General features: G+C 63.4%; 12 protein-coding genes. 3 read left to right on the top strand and 9 right to left on the bottom strand.

The genetic code is table 11. From position 1 onward, the window contains the following. Window positions 1–7: 7 nt before the first annotated feature. On the bottom strand, window positions 8–1,024 hold the full coding sequence (locus tag AC3WOG_RS08945; RefSeq protein WP_492577647.1) for an alpha/beta fold hydrolase: 1,017 nt from the start codon (window positions 1,022–1,024) through the stop codon (window positions 8–10). A gap of 86 nt (window positions 1,025–1,110) precedes the next feature. Beyond that, entirely contained in the window at window positions 1,111–2,571 is a 1,461-nt protein-coding gene (locus AC3WOG_RS08950) for a flavin-containing monooxygenase (RefSeq protein ID WP_492579745.1), read from the bottom strand. Between the two features lie 190 nt (window positions 2,572–2,761). On the opposite strand from AC3WOG_RS08950, the gene AC3WOG_RS08955 reads away from it, so the two are divergent. Then, window positions 2,762–3,433, top strand: a complete 672-nt coding sequence (locus AC3WOG_RS08955) for a TetR family transcriptional regulator (RefSeq protein WP_492577648.1) — start codon at window positions 2,762–2,764, stop codon at window positions 3,431–3,433. 68 nt (window positions 3,434–3,501) lie between these two features. Here AC3WOG_RS08955 and AC3WOG_RS08960 read toward each other — a convergent pair whose 3' ends face one another. The 3 genes from AC3WOG_RS08960 to AC3WOG_RS08970 all read right to left on the bottom strand — a co-directional run bounded on the left by AC3WOG_RS08960 (window position 3,502) and on the right by AC3WOG_RS08970 (window position 6,800). Further along, window positions 3,502–4,689, bottom strand: coding sequence for a tetratricopeptide repeat protein (locus AC3WOG_RS08960; RefSeq protein WP_492577649.1), 1,188 nt, complete (start codon window positions 4,687–4,689; stop codon window positions 3,502–3,504). Between the two features lie 231 nt (window positions 4,690–4,920). Further along, a complete protein-coding gene (locus AC3WOG_RS08965; protein WP_492577650.1) occupies window positions 4,921–5,601 on the bottom strand; it encodes a PspA/IM30 family protein in 681 nt (226 codons plus the stop codon). A gap of 575 nt (window positions 5,602–6,176) precedes the next feature. Beyond that, window positions 6,177–6,800, bottom strand: a complete 624-nt coding sequence (locus tag AC3WOG_RS08970) for a hypothetical protein (RefSeq protein WP_492577651.1) — start codon at window positions 6,798–6,800, stop codon at window positions 6,177–6,179. A gap of 592 nt (window positions 6,801–7,392) precedes the next feature. Between AC3WOG_RS08970 and AC3WOG_RS08975 the strand changes: the two genes are divergently transcribed. Beyond that, on the top strand, window positions 7,393–9,894 hold the full coding sequence (locus AC3WOG_RS08975; RefSeq protein WP_492579746.1) for a penicillin-binding protein 1A: 2,502 nt from the start codon (window positions 7,393–7,395) through the stop codon (window positions 9,892–9,894). 290 nt (window positions 9,895–10,184) lie between these two features. Here the strand turns inward: AC3WOG_RS08975 and AC3WOG_RS08980 are convergent, their stop codons facing one another. After that, the gene (locus tag AC3WOG_RS08980; RefSeq protein ID WP_492579862.1) at window positions 10,185–10,391 is read right to left on the bottom strand and encodes a hypothetical protein; all 207 of its coding nucleotides are present in this window, start codon (window positions 10,389–10,391) and stop codon (window positions 10,185–10,187) included. Here AC3WOG_RS08980 and AC3WOG_RS08985 point away from each other — a divergent pair. Then, window positions 10,305–11,126 (top strand): lipid A biosynthesis lauroyl acyltransferase, encoded by an 822-nt coding sequence (locus AC3WOG_RS08985; RefSeq protein ID WP_492579747.1) that lies wholly within the window; start codon window positions 10,305–10,307, stop codon window positions 11,124–11,126. The genes AC3WOG_RS08980 and AC3WOG_RS08985 overlap by 87 nt on opposite strands. A 1,453-nt stretch (window positions 11,127–12,579) precedes the next feature. On the opposite strand, the gene AC3WOG_RS08990 is transcribed toward AC3WOG_RS08985, so the two are convergent. From AC3WOG_RS08990 to AC3WOG_RS09000, 3 genes are read right to left on the bottom strand one after another with little or no spacing between them, the layout of a single operon-like run. After that, window positions 12,580–14,073: an efflux transporter outer membrane subunit gene (locus AC3WOG_RS08990; protein WP_492577652.1), complete on the bottom strand. Its 1,494-nt coding sequence runs from the start codon at window positions 14,071–14,073 to the stop codon at window positions 12,580–12,582. A 2-nt stretch (window positions 14,074–14,075) separates the two neighbouring features. After that, a complete protein-coding gene (locus AC3WOG_RS08995) occupies window positions 14,076–17,207 on the bottom strand; it encodes an efflux RND transporter permease subunit (RefSeq protein ID WP_492577653.1) in 3,132 nt (1,043 codons plus the stop codon). Further along, the gene (locus AC3WOG_RS09000) at window positions 17,204–18,349 is read right to left on the bottom strand and encodes an efflux RND transporter periplasmic adaptor subunit (protein ID WP_492577654.1); all 1,146 of its coding nucleotides are present in this window, start codon (window positions 18,347–18,349) and stop codon (window positions 17,204–17,206) included. Before AC3WOG_RS09000 ends, AC3WOG_RS08995 begins: the two co-directional genes overlap by 4 nt. Window positions 18,350–18,546 lie beyond the last annotated feature (197 nt).

An 18,546-nucleotide genomic window follows, 5' to 3' on the forward strand; every position in this document is an offset into this window, starting at 1 on the left:
AGCCGCATCAAACCGGCGAGCGGCTCGCGCTTGCCGTAGCCGCAGTAGCCGCGGCCCTCGTGGCACTGGCGCCGAGAAACGCGCGCAGATCGACCATCACACGCTCGGACGCTTCTTCCATCGGGATGTGGCCGAGTTCTGGATACATCACCGACCTGGCGCCCGGAATACGGCTCGCGAACTCCGCCGCGTGCGCGGGCGGAAACCAGCGGTCCTTCGCACCCCACAGCACCAGCGACGGCACGTCGAGCGTCTTCAGCACGTCGGTATCGACATCCTTGAAATCGAGCGTCGGCACCATCTTGCCGATCGCCGCGCGTGTGCCTTCGCCGTGGAAAAATTCGATGTAACGCCGCAGCGTCACCGTGTCGAGCCGGCGCGGATCGCCATACACGTTGCGCACCGCGCTCCTGATAATGGCTTCGGGCAGCCACCACGGCGAACTGATTCGTACCAGCGCGCTGTTGAAAAGACCGATGTAAATCGGCAGCTTCATCGGAAACCCGGCCGAGTCGATCAGCACCAGCCGTTCGACGGCCTCGCGATGGCGCACCGCGTAGTCCCACGAAATCAGGCCGCCCAGCGAGTTGCCGATCAGCGTCGCGCGCGAGATGCCGAGCGCCTGCATGAACGTGTCGATGAAGCGCCGGTAGGTCGGCAGATTCATCGTTTCGATCTCGCCCGAGGTCGAGCGCAGCGGGCCTGTCACGCCGAACGGCGGCAGATCGAGGCGGATCACGCGATGCGCGCCCTTGAGTTCGTCGGCGACCCGATTCCACGTATGCAGCGAAGACGCGAAACCGTGAATCATCACGATCGTGTCGCCGCTGCCTTCATCGACGTAGTGCACGTCGGCGCCCATGATCTTGACGAACTTCGAACCGCTTTGCGTATAGCGCCGCTGTAATTCGGCGCGCGGCACGCTGGTGATGCCGAGACGCGCGGCGAGCGAGCGCGGCGGCAGCGGCGCGGATGCGGCGGCCGCCGCAGGTGTAGCAGGTGTAGCGGGTTCCAGGCTTGCCATGGTTTTGTCTCCCTTTTTAGTTCGAGTTGGATCGCGGCTGCAGCGTCGACGAGCGGCCCCTCAGCCGCGAGCGACATCCCGGCGCATCAACGTGCAAAGCGGTAATCGCGCGGCCGCACGCGGCGCGTGCGCTTGCGGAAACTGAACGTGAAGCCCGGCCAGATCGCGGTCACCTTGCCGCTCCTGGTCTGATACCAGCTATGGCAGCCGCTCGTCCAGACGGAGTGCTGCATCTCCTTCTGCAAACGCGCGTTGAAGTCGCGCTGCACGTCGGGCCGCAGATTCATCGTGCGTGCGTTACGCCGGCGCAGCACGCGCAGGCAATCGGCGATGTATTGCACCTGCGACTCGATCATGTAGATCATCGAGTTGTGACCGAGGCCGGTGTTCGGGCCGGCCATCATGAAGAAGTTCGGGAAGTCGGCGATGCTGGTGCCGAGATACGCTTGCGGGCCGTCGCGCAGCCACATTGCGCCGAGATCGGCGCCGTCGATGCCGGTCACGTCAAACGGCGCGCCGACGTCGTTGACCTGGAAGCCCGTGCCGCAGATGATCGCGTCGGCAGGGTGATGCACGCCGTCGCTGGTCACGATGCCGTCAGCGACGATCTCGCGGATGCCGGCCGTCACCACATCGACGTTCGGCTGACCGAGCGCCGGATAGTAGTCGCTTGACAGCAGCACGCGCTTGCAGCCGAACCGGTGGTTCGGCGTCAGCTTCGCGCGCAGCGCCGGATCCTTGACGCGCCGCTCCAGATAGCTCAGGCCGAACTTCATCGGAAACTTCGTCAGCTTCGGATTGACGACGAACGCGATCGCGCGCGATTCGAGTTGCCAGTAGATGGCATTGCGCACGAAAAGCTGCGTGAACGGCAGATGGTGGAACAGCCAACGCGCGCGCGGGCCAATTGGCTTGTCGGGTTTCGGCATGATCCAGGGCGCGGTACGCTGGAACAGTTCGAGCCGCGCGACGCGCGGCTGGATCCGCGGCACGAACTGGATCGCGCTCGCGCCGGTGCCGATAACCGCGACGCGCTTGCCTTCGAGCGGATACGCATGGTCCCAGCGCGCCGAGTGAAACAGCTTGCCTTCGAAGCGCTCGAACCCGGCAATTTGCGGCATGGCCGGCCGCGACAACGGACCGCTCGCGGCGATCACCACGTCGGCTTCGATGCTTTCGCGCACGCCGTTCGAATCGATCTCGACTTGCCATACTTGCCGCGCTTCATCGAAACGCGCGGCGGCCACGCGCGCGTTGCAACGCACGAAACGATCGACGCCATACTTGCGCGCGCAATGCTTCAGGTACGCGAAAATCTCGGCCTGGCTACCGAATGCGCGCGACCACGCCGGGTTAGGCTCGAAAGAAAACGAATACAGATGCGACGGCACATCGCAGGCCGCGCCGGGATACGTGTTGTCGCGCCACGTGCCGCCGATGTCGCCGGCCGCCTCGTAAACAGTAAACGACGTGATCCCCATCTGGTGAAGACGGATCGCCATGCCGATGCCCGCGAAACCGCTTCCGACAATGGCAATGCGTGGCATGGCAGATGAGGCAGGCGTCACAGCGGGTCTCCGGCGTTGGGCAAAGGTGTGCAAAAGGGGTCTGCAGAATTCGAATGTCTACAGGTGTCTACTGCTGCATAACGCGCAGGGTAGACAACTGTACACTTCGCGTCAAGATCGTTTAGAGTACCGCTATTAAACGCGCGTGCCGCGCCCTGATTGAAACCTCATGACATCCGTACCCGAAGCGGCGCTTCTCGCCGAGCACGGCGCCACAGCCGGACAGGAATTGGCGCCCGGCAAGCGCAAGCTGATCGAAGCCGCGTTGCGCCTGACCGCGGGAGGCCGCAGTTTTGCGAGCCTGGGTTTGCGCGAGCTGGCGCGCGAGGCGGGGTTGAATCCCAACACGTTCTATCGTCATTTCGACACGCTCGACGACCTCGCGCGCGAAGCGGTCGAATCGGTGAGCCGCCGCTTGCGGCCGATGCTGCGGCGCGAGCGCTGGCTGGCCGCGCACGACGAGCCGCATAGCGTGCCGCGCCGTGCGTGCGTCGCGTTCTTCGAGTTCGCCCTGGAAAGCCGCGAAGCGTTCCGCAGTGCGCTAGCCGAGTATCACGGCACGTCGCCGGCGCTGCGCGAAGCGGTGCGCGCGAATCTCCACGAGGTGTCGGCGGAAATGGCGGACGACGTCGTGCAATTGAATCTGATGCCGGCGCTTGCCCGCGAAACCGTCGATGAAGTCTGCACGCAGATCGTGCTGCAACTGTTTCATCTGTCGGATGAATACATCGCCGCGAATGCCGCGCGCCGGGAAGCGCTGATCGCATATGCGGAGCGTTTTATCGTCAGGTTGTTCGCGGGGTCAGTGCTGCTCGCGCAACATGAAGCGGCGAGGGCGTAGCAAGAAGGCGTAAAAAAACAGGCTCCGTGAAGGAGCCCGTTTTCATTGTGGTGTAGCGAAGGGGCAGGTCAGGTATCGCTCCAGCCGCCGGAGTCGTCGTTGCTGCCCATATCGACGCCGCCGCTGTTATCGCTCCAGTCGTTCGAACCCTGGCCGAAATCGACGCCGCCATTACCATCGTCTTTGCCGCGGCGACGTGTTTCGTCGTCGACGATCACATCGCGCTCCACCACGCGCTCACGTCCGGAATTCAGTGCTTCGCCGAGCAGCACACCGGTCAGCAAACCGCCCATGCCGCCGCCGAAACCACCGCCGCCTTGCTGCACGATCACCTGCGGTTGTTGCTGATAAGGGCCTTGTTGCGGATAGGGCGCTTGCGGCGGATTGCCGAAACGCTCGGCTTCCTGCGCATACGGCGACTGCTGCGCGCTCGCGGCAGGTGCCGCATTCGGATCGGGCCGTCCCTCAGCGCGTGCGCGCATGCTCGCGATACGCTGCTCCAGTTCGTCCAGCTGATACGGCGGCACCGGATTCTTGCTGTTCGACAGCGTTTCCACGAGGCCACGCAACTGATCTTCGGTCGCTTCGACTTCCTTCTCCAGCGCTTCATGCCCTTGCACGGTGGAGAGCTTCACGTCGAGCTTCAAGGAACGCACCGCGTTCAGCATCTCGGTCGCGCGTTTGAGTTGCACGCGACGATCGTCGTCGGCGCGCGAATCGTCTTGCGAGCGGGCGCGGCGCAGGGTCCAGCGCAGCACCAGCGCAATCACTCCGATGACGAGGAGGATGCCGATCCACATGCCGATCCCCGGACCATGCCGTTGCGGCGCCTGCGGCACCATCGCCGACTGTTGCTGCACGGCCGGTGCATTCTGTTGCACGAACGGGTTGGCCGCGCGGCTCGCGACGTTGCCGCCACCGCCGCCGGCGCGTTCCGCGTTCTTGCGGATCCGCGCTTCGGTTTGCGCGAAACGGGTCGGGTCGGTGAAGCGGATTTGCGGGTCGAGTGTCTTGGCCTGTTGCACCTGGGCGAGCGCGTCGGCGGAACGGCCTTCGCGATCGAGCACCTGGCTGTACAGATAGTGCGCGCGAGCATTGTTCGGATGCGCTTGCAGCACTTCGCTCAAGCCTGCGTCGGCTTGTTGCCAGTTGCCTTGCGCCATCGCGGATTCGATCTGCTGAACCGTCGGTACAGCGAACGCCGCGGCTGACACCAGCAGCAGTGAGGCGAACGCGGTTGCGAGAAATTTTTTCATATACGGGCCGGGCGCTGCGCGCCCGTCTCCTTGGCAATCGATTCCAGCGGCCCGGCGGCCGGACCGCCGGCGCACCGGTAACAGCGCATGTGGCGGGTGTGTCGGCGGGTATGCCGGCGGGTATGCCGGTATACACCCGGAACGCCGGTGAAACCTGCAGCGCCGCGCACCATGCCGACGCTGCTTGACGCGCATACTGCGAACTACTTCAACGCGATACTGCCGACGCCGTTACTGGGCCGGCGTATTGATCTGTTTCTTCAACGCTTCGAGCCGGTCTTCGACCGACGGGCCGCGGTTCAGATCCGCGAGCTTGTCGTCGAGCGCCTTGCCGCTCTTCACGTCAGCCGAAGTCAGGCGCGCGTCGGAACGGGCATTCGACAGCGCGACTTTATCTTCCAGCTTCTGGAAATCTTCGGACAGATTCTTGCCGCCGATACCGCCCAACGCGGTTGCCGCGACATCCTTGGCCTGGGCGATCTGCTGCTTGGCTTGCAGAATGTTCGAGCGTGCGTTCAGGTCGTTACGACGGCCGCGCATGTCTTCGATCTGGCTCTTCAACTGTTCGACCGACGGTTCCAGCGTGGTCAGTTCCTTAGCGAGCGCATCGCGTTCGGTTTCGGCTGTGGCTTGCGCGCCGAGGGCTTCACGCGCCAGCGCTTCGTCGCCGGATTGCAGCGCGCGCCTCGCGCCGTCTTCGTACTTCCTCGCCTTGTCCGCGGCAACATCGCGCTTGCTTTGCTGGGTGGCGACCTGCGCCTGAATCTCGATCAGCGAGTTCTCAGCTTTAGCGATGCTCTCGTCGAGTTCGCGCACGATCTGGCGCGAGTCGCGCGACGGGTCTTGCACCGAATCGGCTGCGTCGTTCAGGAGACCTTTAAGCGTGCGCGAAATGCTGTCAAAAAGCGACATGAAAACCTCCAAAGAATGTAATCGGCGCTGAATAATCCGGCGCGCTTAACTGCTTTCAACTGCTACTTTACGCCGCTGCGTGCGAAGCTGCGCATGCAGTCGCCCCGGAGTTCGGGGCGCATACGCTGATTGCAATAGCGGCGCCGTAAATTGTTCGAATTTGCAAACCAGGTTTGCAAATCGGCTTTGCAAACAGCCCCCAACAGTTAAAACGCGCGACGGGAATTCAGTCGCTCGCGGATATTACACCACGCAATCTCTTAAAAACGGCTTAAAGGGCATGATGACGTAATCGCGAACTCTGCTCGCAAAGGGTGTCGCGAATGTGAAATGCGAAATGTGAAATGTGGATGGAGCGCGAGGCGCGCTTGGGCAGTCGTCGCGTGCGGAGGGGAAGCGTGCACTCATGCGGGATGTGTGCCGCGCATGGAGGCACCCTGGCGCGTGCACCGCCAGGGTTTCGCAACTGCCGGCCTATGCGGTTTGTGAGTGCGTCACCTTGCAATGCCGAAAGCTTGGCAATGTCATGATGCGCAACCGCTGATTCTCGCCGCGTCGTTTCCGCATAACGCCTTTCAGGCGAAGCGGCTACCTTCGGTGCTTGGATCGCCGTGCGGATTGTTTTCGTCGCGAGCGGCGTCGATGCGCGGGCGCTTGAGCACGCTGAGCGGCTGCGCTTGCGTTGGCGCGTCCTCCGCGGCCGCTTGCCCCGGCGCAGATTCCGCAACCGCCGCCTTGGCGGCTGTGACGCGGGCCACGGCCTCGGCTGCTGCAGTGGCTTCTTCGTCGGCAGCGGCGGCGAGGGCCGCCGATACCCCGGCCGGCAACAACGGCGCAGGGTCTGCCGCTGCAGTTGCGCGCCCCAATCCATCGAGTCCCGGCGCGGCCGTGCCATCGGCTGGCGCGGCTAACTGACTGCCGCGGCGCGTTTGCAAGGCTGCGGGCTGCGCCGCCCGGGCGTGCCGCGTGCCGCGCGCGACCCGTTGCAGCGCGGCGTTCAGCGCGTCCGGCTCGCGCGGCGCGCGCAGCCGGTCGACGATACTGGCCGCTTTCACCTGTTCGCTGGTCGCCCCGAAGCTCAGCACAGCGCGCCGCATCAGTTCGCTGACGCTAATGCCCAGGTTCTCGGCGGTGGCGGTGATCGCGCGTTTCTGCGCGGTCGTGACGAATACGACGATGCGTTCGCTGGGCTTGTTCATGGTCGGCTCGCGTACTTGTTGGCATTGGCGGTTTATCGCGTGCGTTTGGCGTATGCCGTTCGCGCGCGTCGGTGGCGACTCATGCGCCGGGTCCATCATATGACGAGTCGCGCCGATGCGAAACGGGCGCGGCATGAAAATGCCGCCACATCAATGAGTTGTAGTGTTTCCGGCGGGCTTGTCCCCAGGCCTTTCAACATTTTCTGTTGATAACCCGGGCCGGCGGCGCCGAACACCGGCGCGGCCCCCGCGATATGTGTAAAGCAAGCAGCGCGAAGGGAATTCTTACAAAAAAACTGTCTTGGACGGCGCTTGATTTCTTTAAAATGCGCTGTTACGTTGCGCCGGACACCGTCCGACGCGCGCTGTACGGCCGCTCGGGGGCGTAGGGCCGCATGGTGTTTTGCGTCTCATGCAATCCATTTGTTTTTGTCGTTTTTTGCCGCGTATTCTGCCGGTGCCGTGGGCCATGGGTTCGCGCTGCGGCAAGCATGCGGCAACGGCGTCCTCACGCTACGACGCTACGACCGATCCATGCGCGCGCGAGGAGCGTGCGCAGAAGGCGTTCAGTTACGCGCCCACTATTCCAGTCATGCCAATCATCAAACGACCGCATCCTTCAAATTCTCCGGCTGGTGAAGACCGGGCTTCCTACCACCGCACTCCAGGACGCAACGCTGCTTCGCGCGACGCCGAGGACGGCCGCCGCTCGTTCGGCGCGTCCATCGTGCTCTGGTTCGTCGGCTTGCTGGCGACGATCGCCGTGGTCGGCGCGTTGATCGTCGGTTATGCGCTGGTGGTGATGGGGCCGCAACTGCCGTCGCTCGACGCACTGACCGACTATCGCCCGAAAGTGCCGCTGCGGGTCTACACCGCGGATCACGTGCTGATCGGCGAGTTCGGCGAGGAGCGGCGCAGCATCGTGCGCTTCCAGGACATTCCCGACCAGATGAAGAAGGCCGTACTGGCGATCGAAGACTATCGTTTCTACGAGCATGGCGGCGTCGACTTCCTGGGCATTCTGCGCGCGGGCACCGCCGACCTGATGCACGGCGGCGCCTCGCAAGGCGCGAGCACGATCACGATGCAGGTGGCGCGCAATTTCTTCCTGTCGAGCGAGAAGACCTACACGCGCAAGATCTACGAGATGTTGCTGGCGTACAAGATCGAGCGCGCGCTGACCAAGGATCAGATCCTCGAGTTGTACATGAACCAGATCTACCTGGGCGAGCGCGCGTATGGTTTCGCCGCGGCCGCACGGGTGTATTTCGGCAAGGACCTGAAGGACATCACGCTCGCGGAATCGGCGATGCTGGCCGGCTTGCCGAAGGCGCCGTCCGCGTACAACCCGGTGGTCAACCCGAAGCGCGCGAAGATCCGTCAGGAATACATCCTGAAGCGCATGCTCGAACTGAAATACATCAGCCAGGACCAGTACGACCAGGCCGTCAAGGAAGAGATTCACACCCGGAACCCGGGCAACGAATACAGCGTGCACGCCGAGTACATCGCCGAAATGGTCCGGCAGATGATGTACGCGCAGTACAAGGACGAAACCTATACGCGCGGACTGAACGTCACCACCACGATCGATTCCGCCGACCAGGACGCCGCTTATCGCGCGGTGCGCAAGGGCGTGATGGATTACGAGCGGCGCCATGGCTATCGCGGGCCGGAAGGCTTCGTGCCATTGCCCGCACCGGGCGACGACCGCGATCAGACGATTGACGACGCGCTGACCGACCACCCCGATAACGGCGAGATCATCGCCGCCGTGGTGACGGACGCGAGTCCGAAACAGGTGAAGGCGCAACTGGTCGACGGTACAGAAGCGACGATCAGCGGCGACGGCTTGCGCTTCGCGGCCGGCGCGCTGAGCGCGCGCGCGGCGGCGGCCACGAAGATCAAGCCGGGCTCGATCGTGCGCGTCGTTGCCGACGACAAAGGCAACTGGCAGATCACGCAATTGCCGCAAGTGGAAGGCGCACTGATCTCGCTGACGCCGCAGGACGGCGCGATCCGCGCGCTGGTGGGCGGCTTCGACTTCAACAAGAACAAGTTCAATCACGTGACGCAAGCCTGGCGTCAGCCGGGTTCGAGCTTCAAGCCGTTTATCTATTCGGCGGCGCTGGACAAGGGCCTCGGACCGGCGACGATCATCAACGACGCGCCGCTGTCGTTCCCGCCAAGCACGCCGGGAGGCGACGCGTGGGAGCCTAAGGACGACGACCAGCCGGACGGGCCGATGCCGATGCGCCTCGCGCTGCAGAAGTCGAAGAACCTGGTGTCGATCCGCATCCTGTCGTTCATCGGCACCAGGTACGCGCAAGACTTCGTTACGCAGCGTTTCGGTTTCGACGCCGACAAGACCCCGCCGTATCTGCCGATGGCGCTCGGCGCGGGGCTCGTCACGCCGCTGCAATCCGCCGGTGCGTATTCGGTGTTCGCGAACGGCGGCTACCGGATCAATCCGTATCTGATCAACGAGGTCACCGACGCGCGCGGCGAACCGCTGTCCAAAGCTCAGCCGCTGACCGCCGGGCGCGATGCGCCGCGCACGCTCGAACCGCGTAACGCGTACATCGTGAACAGCCTGCTGCATTCGGTCGCGACGGCAGGCACGGGTGCGGGCACCAACGCGCTGCATCGTTCGGACCTGCAGGGCAAAACCGGTACCACCAACGACGCGAAGGACGGCTGGTTTGCCGGCTATCAGCAATCGCTGGTGGCGGTCGCGTGGATGGGTTACGACCAGCCGAAGAGCCTTGGCAGCCGCGAATTCGGCGCGCAGCTTGCGTTGCCGATCTGGGTCGAGTACATGCAGCGCGCGTTGCGCGGCGTGCCGGAGGGCGAACCGGCGCAGCCGGACGGCGTGTCGGTGGTCGACGGCGAACTGTTCTACACCGACATGACGCCTGGCAATGGCTTTGTCGCGAGCATCGGTCTGGACTCGGCGAATCCGACTGCTGGTGTGAGCGATGCGGTCGGCGGCGTGGGTCCGGCGGGTATGACTCCGCCGGCGGTGCCGCCGCCGAGCGTTTCGTCGAACGAAAAGAAACAGATCCTGGACCTGTTCGAATCGAACAAACCTTGATAGAGCGCGCGTTCGGGTCACGATGGCTCGGACGCCGTAATAATAAGTAAGCGTGCGCGCCATTGCCTGGCGGGCGTTTGCGGGCGGCGAGACCTGCAGATTTTTGTCGTGGCCCTGCGCGGTGTGTTTTAATCACGCCTGCAGTGCTTTTATGGGTCCCACAGAGACGCTCGATTCCTAACCGGTCTCGGCTTCCAGCACCGTTACGTCTCGCCGTGAGCGAGACGTCCATCTTTGAATCACGCGCCGCGCGAGACCCGGTATGACGCGAGCGCGAGCCACTTCGTCCGTCAGCAGTTGTCGTGCTGCTGCGGCTGGCGTGTTTGCCATCCTGCATCCACCGGGTCTAACTCATGAAAAGTCGAATACTCATCTGGCTGATGACGGGGCTGCTGCGGGCGTTTGCTTTCCTGCCGTACAGCGTCGTCGCGCGGATCGGCACCGGAATCGGCGCGCTGCTGTATCGCATTCCGAGCGCACGCCGGCGTGTTGTTCATACCAATCTCAAACTGTGTTTCCCGGACATGAGCGACGAGGCACGCGAACGCCTTGCGCGTGCGCATTTCTGTCATGTGATCCGCAGCTATGTCGAGCGCGGGCCGCAATGGTTCGGCAATGCCCAGGCGATCGAGCGCCTCGTCGAAGTGGAGAGCGCGATCGATCTCGACGACATGCAGGCTCAGCCGACGATTTTTGTCGGCTTCCATTTTGTCGGCATCGAGGCGGGCTGCATGATGTATTCGACGCGGCACCCGGTCGCTTCGTTGTACACGCCGATGTCGAACCTGTTGTTGGACGCAATGGCCAAGCGGCAGCGCGGGCGCTTCGGTACCGAGATGATTCCGCGCAGCGATAGTGTGCGGCGCGCGTTGCGGGTGCTGCGGGAGGGTAAGCCAGTGATGCTGGCTGCTGATATGGATTTTGGGCTGCGGGATTCGGTGTTTGTGCCGTTTTTTGGTGTGCCGGCATGTACCTTGACGTCCGTTTCACGGTTGGCACGCGCGGGTAATGCGCGTGTGGTGCCGTTTGTTACCGAAGTGCTGCCGGACTATCGGGGCTATAAGCTGACTATTTTTGATGCGCTAAGCGATTTTCCTTCCGATGATGCCGCTGTGGACGCGCGGCGCATTACCGCGTTTCTCGAGACGCAAGTGCGACGGATTCCTGATCAATATTATTGGGTTCACAAAAGGTTTAAGAATCGGCCTGTGGGGGAAGCAGGGGTTTATTGAGCTTTTTTGCCTGCGCGGCGCTAGGGTTGTTGTGCCTGCGGCGGTGGCCTTTCCTTGCTTTGTTATTGGTTTATTAGCGTTTCCCCTGTGCTGTTTGACTGCTCGGCGCTTTTTAGCTGTGTGCCTACGGCGGTGGCCTTTCCTTGTTTTGTTATTGGTCTATTAGCGTTCCCCCTGTGCGGGGGAGCACCTACTTTTCTTTGCCTGCCGCAAAGAAAAGTAGGCAAAAGAAAGCGGCTCAAACCGCTAGTTCTTAAGCGGGTCTCCTGGCTTGGAGGGGGCAGTGGAGCATCTGGAATCGGTGTTCTCGCACACTCTGCGCTGGTGACAAGGCAGTCATACTTCCGGCGGCGCTGCGCGCGCCGTGGCGGTACTTCATCAAACCGCCCGCCGTGTTTGGCACCCTGCGGTACTTCATCAAACCGGCCGTCGGTCTGGCGCTTGTGTTTTCCTCGGCGCGGCGGCTCGCCCTTGCGTTCCTAATGCCTCGCCGAGGCGCTAGCGTCTCACTTGGAGTAGTGGTCCGCACTCGCACACTTGCACGCTTCGCCGAGGCGAAGCCGATGGCCCCCACCGCGCACAAGCGAAGCCGCTGGTTTTCGTGGCGGACGGTTCCGGCGAGCACGCAGTGCGAGGCGGGAAGAATGACGCCGGAAGCGCATACACCCCATCGGTTTTGAGAAGTACCGCTACGGCGCGCGCAGCGCCGCCGGAAGGATGACTGCCTTGTCACCAGCGCGGAGTGTGCGGGAACACAGATTCCAGATGCTCCACTATCTCCTCCAAGCCAGGGGACCCGCTTAAGAGCTGGCGGTGTAAAGCCGCTTTCTTTTGCCTACTTTTCTTTGCGGCAGGCAAAGAAAAGTAGGTGCCCCCCGCACAGGGGGAACGCTAATAAACCAATAAGAAAGCAAGGAAAGGCCACCGCCGCAGGCACAACAACCAAAGCGCCGCGCAGGCAAAAAAACCCAGGCAAACACCAACGCCGAAGGCAAACACCCCAATCAGGCGCTACGCGCAAAAAACACCTGGACCCGAATCCAGCGCCCCTTCAAGCACTTACCCACCATGTCCAAATCTTATCAACAGGCCTTTCAACAAAATCTGTGGATAAGCAAACCACCCCACAAAGGGCCGACCCGCGGCGCCCATCGGCGTCCCGCCATTGCATTCGCGGGCACCGCGAACAACAAACCGATTCGCATCAAGCACTTAAGCGCACAACCCCATAGTTATCAACAACCCTGTCAACACAAACTGGGGATAACGTTGAGGCATGCCAACGGCTTCAACTGGCGACAAGAGGCACGTGCAGTGCCCTCTTGCTCATTCCGCACCGCGATCCGAAATCTGAGTGCGTTCAACGTGTTAGCCCGCTTGTCAGATAGTTTTCAACAGCCTCATCAACAAAAACTGGGGATAACTACACGGACTTAAGTATGGAATCCCAGGTTTAGTTAGAAACGCTCGTATTCGCCGTCGAAGCAGACGGCGCGGATTCTACTGGCGGATTCCCCATCGCCTGAAACAACGCCGCCGTATCCGTCAGCCGCGCGCTGGTATAGCGGATCTCATCGAGCTGAGCGTTACGAAACTGCTGCTCGCTCGAACGGGTCGAGGATACCGGCACGGCGCCCAGCCGATAGCGCCCCGACGTCTCCTCGAAAATCCCTTGCGCCGAACGCGCCCCGAGGTTCGCCGCATCGAGTGCTTGCGCGTCGTGCTGGAGTGCGGCCAGGGTATCGGCGACGTTCTGAAACGCGCTCAGCACGGTTTGCTTGTATTGCGAAACCGTGGCGTCATACGTGTCCACCGCCGCGCGGCGCTGCGCGAACAGCGCGCCGCCATGAAACAGCGGCTGTGAAAGCGACGCGCCGATACTCCATATCGCGCCCGCGCCGGAAAGCGCCACCGGCCAGCTAAACCCGCCTTGTCCCATCGACGCGCTCAGCGACAAACTCGGGAACATCTGCGCCGTCGCAACGCCGACATCGGCCGCCGCCGCCTTCAACGCGGCGTCCGCGGCCTGGATGTCGGGGCGCGTGCGCAGCAACTCGGACGGCACCACCACCGGCACCTGTTCGGGCACATGCAGTTGCGCCAGATCGAGGTCGTCTGGCGCGGCGTCCGGCGTGCGGCCGAGCAGCACGGCGAGCGCGTGACGTGTCGTCAGCCATTGCTGCTTCAGGCCCGGCAAGCTGGCGGACAAACTCGCCGCGCTCTGTTGCGCGTTTAACTGGTCGGCGTGCGGGACCGCGCCGAGCGCGTAGCGCCGCTGCGTATCGCGTGCCTGATCGTTGGCGAGCGCCACCAGCCGTTCGGTCGTGTCGATTTGCGCGTGCAACGCCGCACTGGTGATCGCCGCCGTGACGATGTTGGCAGCCAGCGCGCGGCGCGCGGCATCGAATTGATACGCCTGCACGTTCACGCGTGCCGCAAGCGCGGCATCCGCGAGCCGTGCCGCGCCAAACAGATCGAACGTGTAGTGCGCCTGCAACTGGCCAACGAACACGTTGTACAGGAATGTATTCGGGCCGGCCTCGGGAATCGCGAGCGCGCGATTGCGGGTCGCCTGGCCGCCCGCATCGATGGTCGGCAGCATCGAACTGCCGATCTGCGCGCGCAGTTGCTCGCGTGCGGCGGCGAGGCTCTTGTCGGTGGCGGCCAGCGTCGGGCTGTTGCGCAAACCTTCATCGACCAGCGCGTTAAGCGCATCCGATTGATAAAGCTTCCACCATTCGGGCACGGGCTTCGCGCCGACCGCGAACTGCTGCGCGACGCCTTGCGCGGACGCGGTTTGCGCCGGTTGCGCTTCGGCGCCGTAGTGCGCCGGTTGCGGCATCGCGGGCGGCTCGCCGTTCGGTCCGAACGAGCAGGCGGCCAGCGCCAGTGTGGCGCAGCCGAGGGTCGTGATGCGCAAGTGTCGAGGGAATGCGAAAGTAACCATGATCAATTCCCCGTATGCGTCGCGCCGGACGGCGCCGGCGGTTCGCGCTCATCGCCACGCACGCTGAACGACACGGCGTACAGCGCGGGCAGATAGAACAGCGTGAGGATGGTCGCGCTCGTGATGCCGCCCATCAGCGCGGTAGCCATCGGGCCGAAGAAATTCGAGCGCAACAGCGGAATCAGCGCGAGCACGGCGGCCGCGGCAGTCAGCGTGATCGGCCGGAAACGCCGCACGGTCGCGCCGACGATCGCGTCGAAGCGTTTATACCCGGCCGCGATGTCCTGCTCGATCTGGTCGACCAGAATCACCGAGTTGCGCATGATGATGCCGAACATCGCGATCACGCCGAGCATCGCGACGAAACCGAACGGCTTGCCGAACAGCAGCAGCGTCAACACCACGCCAATCAGGCCGAGCGGAGCGGTCAGCACCACCATCAACACGCGTGCGAAGCTCTGCAACTGGATCATCAACAGCGTCAGCACCGCGATGACCATGATCGGCATCTGCGCGTTGATCGACGTCTGACCCTTGCCGCTTTCCTCCACCGAGCCGCCCACTTCGATCCGGTAGCCGACCGGCAGTGAGTCGCGAATCTGGCTCAACGCTTTATCGACGGCATGCGTGACGTCGATCCCTTGCGCACCGGCCATGACGTCGGATTGGACGGTAATCGTCGGTTGCCGGTCGCGCTCCCAGATCACGCCGTATTCCAGATCGTTGCGCAGATGACCGAGTGTGCCGAGCGGCACCGGGCCGTTCGGTGTCGGCATCGCCAGCGTCAGGAGTTGTGCGGGGTCGACACGTTCCGATTTCGGCGCGCGCAGATCCACGCTGATCAGCTTGTCGCGTTCGCGGTACTGCGTGACCGTGTAGCCGGACAGCGTCATCGCGAGGAAGCTCGACACGTCTTCGGAGCTCACGCCGAGTTCGCGCGCTTTCTTCTGATCGACTTCGAAGCGTACCGAGCGTTCGGCCGGCTCGTCCCAGTCGAACTGGACGTTGTTGGTGCGGCGGTCGGCGCGCATCGTCGCGGCGACGCGCTCGGCGATCGAGCGCACGGTGGCGATATCGTCGCCGCTCACGCGGAACTGCACCGGATAGCCGACCGGAGGCCCATTCTCCAGACGCGACAGGCGTGTGCGGATCGTCGGAAACTGGTTGCGCAGCTCCGTTTCGAGCCACTGCGCGAGTTTCTCGCGATCCTTGACGGACTTCGCCGTGATCACGAACTGCGCGAAGTTCGGCTGCGGCAATTGCTGATCGAGCGGCAGATAAAAACGCGGCGCGCCGGTGCCGACGAAGTCCACCGTGTGATCGATTTCGGCGCGGCCCACCAGGGCCTTTTCCAGGCGCTGCGCCTGACGCAAGGTCGCTTCGAACGACGCGCCTTCAGGCAGGCGCACATCCACCAGCAACTCAGGACGATCCGAGCTCGGGAAGAACTGCTGCGGCACCAGCGTAAAGCCCGCCATCGCCACAATGAACAGTGCGACGGTGATTGCCAGCACGACAAAGCGCCGCTCGATACACCAGCTGATCCAGCCGCGCAGGCGCGTGTAGAAGCGCGTGTCGTAAATGTCGTGTTCGTGATCGTCTGGAAGATGCGTCTCATGTGCCTCGCGTTTGCGCTCCGGCAGCATGTGATAGCCGAGCAGCGGAATCAGCACCACCGCCGCGAGCCATGAAGCGATCAGCGCGATCGCCGACACTTCGAAGATCGAACGCGTGTACTCGCCGGTGCTCGATTTCGCGAGCGCGATCGGCAGGAAACCCGACACGGTCACCAGCGTGCCGGTCAGCATCGGGAACGCGGTGCTGGTGTACGCGTAGGCCGCGGCGCGCGTGCGGTTCCAGCCTTGCTCGAGCTTCACTGACATCATTTCGACCGCGATGATCGCGTCGTCGACCAGGAGCCCCAGCGCCAGCACCAGCGTGCCGAGCGACACTTTGTGCAAGCCGATATCGAACAGATACATGCACAGCGCCGTGACCGCGAGCACCACCGGAATCGAGATCACGACCACCATGCCGGTGCGCATGCCCAACGACACGAGGCTCACCACCAGCACGATCGCGATGGCCTCGGCGACCGCTTCGAGAAAGTCGTCGACCGAGCGCGCGACCGCGTGCGGCATGCTCGACACTTCGACGAGATTCAAGCCGGCGGGCAGGTATTTGCGCAACCGGAGCGTTTCCTGATCGAGTGCCTTGCCCAGACGAATCACATCGCCGCCCGGTTGCATCGTCACGCCGATGCCGAGCACAGCCTTGCCGCCGAAGCGCATTTGCGTGGCGACCGGGTCGTCGTAGCCGCGTTTGATCGTCGCGATGTCGCCGAGACGGAACGAGCGGTTGTTGATGCGGATCAGCGTGTCGGCGAGCGCGGCGACGTCCTTGAACTGGCCGGTGGGGCGCACGAACACGCGATCGTCGGTGGTGGTCAGCGTGCCGGCCGGCGAGACGCTGTTCTGTGAATTGATCGCCTGGGCGAGCTGCTGCGGCGAGATGCCGAGGCGCGTGAGCTGCGTGTTGGCGATCTCGATGTAGATGTGCTGGTCCGGGTCGCCGACGTAATCGACCTTGCCGACGCCCGGCACGCGCAGCAGCACCGTGCGCAACTGATCCGCGTAGTCGTGCAGTTGCGCGGCGGAAAAACCGTCGCCTTCGAGCGTGTAGATGTTGGTGTAGACGTCGCCGAATTCGTCGTTGAAGAACGGGCCTTGAATGCCCGGCGGCAACGTCGCCGCGATATCGCCGACTTTCTTGCGCACCTGATACCAGGTTTGCGGCACATCCTTCACCGGCGCGGAGTCTTTCATCGTGAAAAACATCAGCGATTCGCCGGGGCGCGAGTAACTGCGCACGAAATCGATCGCGGGTGTTTCCTGCAATTTCCGGCCGATGCGGTCGGTGACCTGTTCCTGCATCTGGCGCGCGGTCGCGCCGGGCCAGAAGGTGCGGATCACCATGACGCGGAACGTGAAGGGCGGGTCTTCGGATTGCGCGAGGCGCGTGTAGGCGAGGATGCCGAATGCGGTCGAGAGCGCGATCAGGAAGACGACCAGCGCCTGATGGCGCAGCGCCCATGCGGACAGGTTGAAGCGTCCTTCTTCAGGCGTCGTGCTCATGAAGCGAAGTCCTCGGGATGCAGCGGCGGGATCACGCGGACTTTCTCGCCGACGGTCACCGTGTGCACGCCTTGCAGCACGACACGATCGCCGTCCTTCAGGCCTCGGGCGATGGCGATCGTGCGTTCGTTATAGCGCGTCACGGTTACCCGGCGCAGTTCCAGCGTATCGGCGGCAGTAGCGTTATTACCTGCGCGCACGACCCACACAGCCGGCTGCATGCCGTCGTGGAACAACGCGGTGGCGGGCACGATGAACACGCTGTTCTGATTCGCCGACGCGTTCGCGGGCGACAGCGCGATATCGGCTGTCATGCCGAGGCGCACGTCAGGACCGGGATTGTCGAGCGTGAGTTTGGCGCGATAGGTGCGGCTTTGCGGATCGGCGGCGGGCGACAGTTCGCGCACGCGCGCGTTGAAGCTGCGCCCCGGCAGTGCGGCCAGCGTGACCGTGGCGGTTTGCCCGACCGACAGCGCCGCTAGCGCGCTTTCCGGCACATCGCAGACCACGTCGATATCGCCGCTCCACGCGAGGTTGTAGACGGCCTGGCCCGCGGACACATTCTGGCCGGTGTCCGCCGGTTCGGCAGTGATCACGCCGGCGTGATCGGCAACGAGCGTGGTGTACTGCAGCTGATCTTTCGACAAAGCCGCCTGCTGCGCGGCCTGATCGCGCTGTGCGACGGCGGATGCGTAGGCATTGGTCGTCTGTTCGAGTTGCGCCGGCGCGATCAGGTTTTCTTTCGCCTGTGCCTGGTCGCGATCGAACTGCTGCTTCGCATAAACCAGCGTGTGCTCGGCGGCCGCGAGCTGCGCTTGCGCGCTGGCGGCGCTCTTCTGTGCATCGGCCGGGTCGAGCCGGGCCACGATCTGCCCGTTCTTCACGACATCGCCGAGCCGTACGCGCCGCTCGACGATCTTGCCGCCGACGCGAAACGACAGCGGCGTCGCATAACGCGATTGCACTTCACCGGGCAACGACGACGCCGGCGTGGCGCTGCCGTCCGCATGCACGGCGACGGCGACCACCGGACGCGGCGCCGGCGCGGCAGGCTCTTTCTTCGAGCACGCGGTGAGCGTGACGACGCTGGCCAACGCGAGCGCGCATGCCACACGGGCATACCGATGGGACTGCTGGCGCATCGCAGACGATGCAGGAGGACCGGGACGCTTCACGATTACCCCAACTTGGAGACAGCGAACTAACAGGGCAAGCCGCAGCGGCCCGCCAGCTACGACGCGCAGGCCGGATTATGCAACCGGTATACGCGTTTGACTTCGAATTCTGGAATGTATTCTAATACACACATGTATTTGAATGTCGAGATGAATTGGAATTC

The organism is Paraburkholderia sp. FW306-02-B (genome assembly GCF_058782725.1).

Excerpts from the sequence above, each read along its gene's own strand:
- AC3WOG_RS08965 (WP_492577650.1), bottom strand. The coding sequence starts at position 5,601 with ATGTCGCTTTTTGACAGCATTTCGCGCACGCTTAAAGGTCTCCTGAAC.
- AC3WOG_RS08990 (WP_492577652.1), bottom strand. The coding sequence starts at position 14,073 with ATGGTTACTTTCGCATTCCCTCGACACTTGCGCATCACGACCCTCGGC.
- AC3WOG_RS08970 (WP_492577651.1), bottom strand. The coding sequence starts at position 6,800 with ATGAACAAGCCCAGCGAACGCATCGTCGTATTCGTCACGACCGCGCAG.
- AC3WOG_RS08955 (WP_492577648.1), top strand. The coding sequence starts at position 2,762 with ATGACATCCGTACCCGAAGCGGCGCTTCTCGCCGAGCACGGCGCCACA.
- AC3WOG_RS08995 (WP_492577653.1), bottom strand. The coding sequence starts at position 17,207 with ATGAGCACGACGCCTGAAGAAGGACGCTTCAACCTGTCCGCATGGGCG.
- AC3WOG_RS09000 (WP_492577654.1), bottom strand. The coding sequence starts at position 18,349 with ATGCGCCAGCAGTCCCATCGGTATGCCCGTGTGGCATGCGCGCTCGCG.
- AC3WOG_RS08975 (WP_492579746.1), top strand. The coding sequence starts at position 7,393 with ATGCCAATCATCAAACGACCGCATCCTTCAAATTCTCCGGCTGGTGAA.
- AC3WOG_RS08950 (WP_492579745.1), bottom strand. The coding sequence starts at position 2,571 with ATGCCACGCATTGCCATTGTCGGAAGCGGTTTCGCGGGCATCGGCATG.
- AC3WOG_RS08945 (WP_492577647.1), bottom strand. The coding sequence starts at position 1,024 with ATGGCAAGCCTGGAACCCGCTACACCTGCTACACCTGCGGCGGCCGCC.
- AC3WOG_RS08960 (WP_492577649.1), bottom strand. The coding sequence starts at position 4,689 with ATGAAAAAATTTCTCGCAACCGCGTTCGCCTCACTGCTGCTGGTGTCA.
- AC3WOG_RS08980 (WP_492579862.1), bottom strand. The coding sequence starts at position 10,391 with ATGAACAACACGCCGGCGTGCGCTCGGAATGCGATACAGCAGCGCGCC.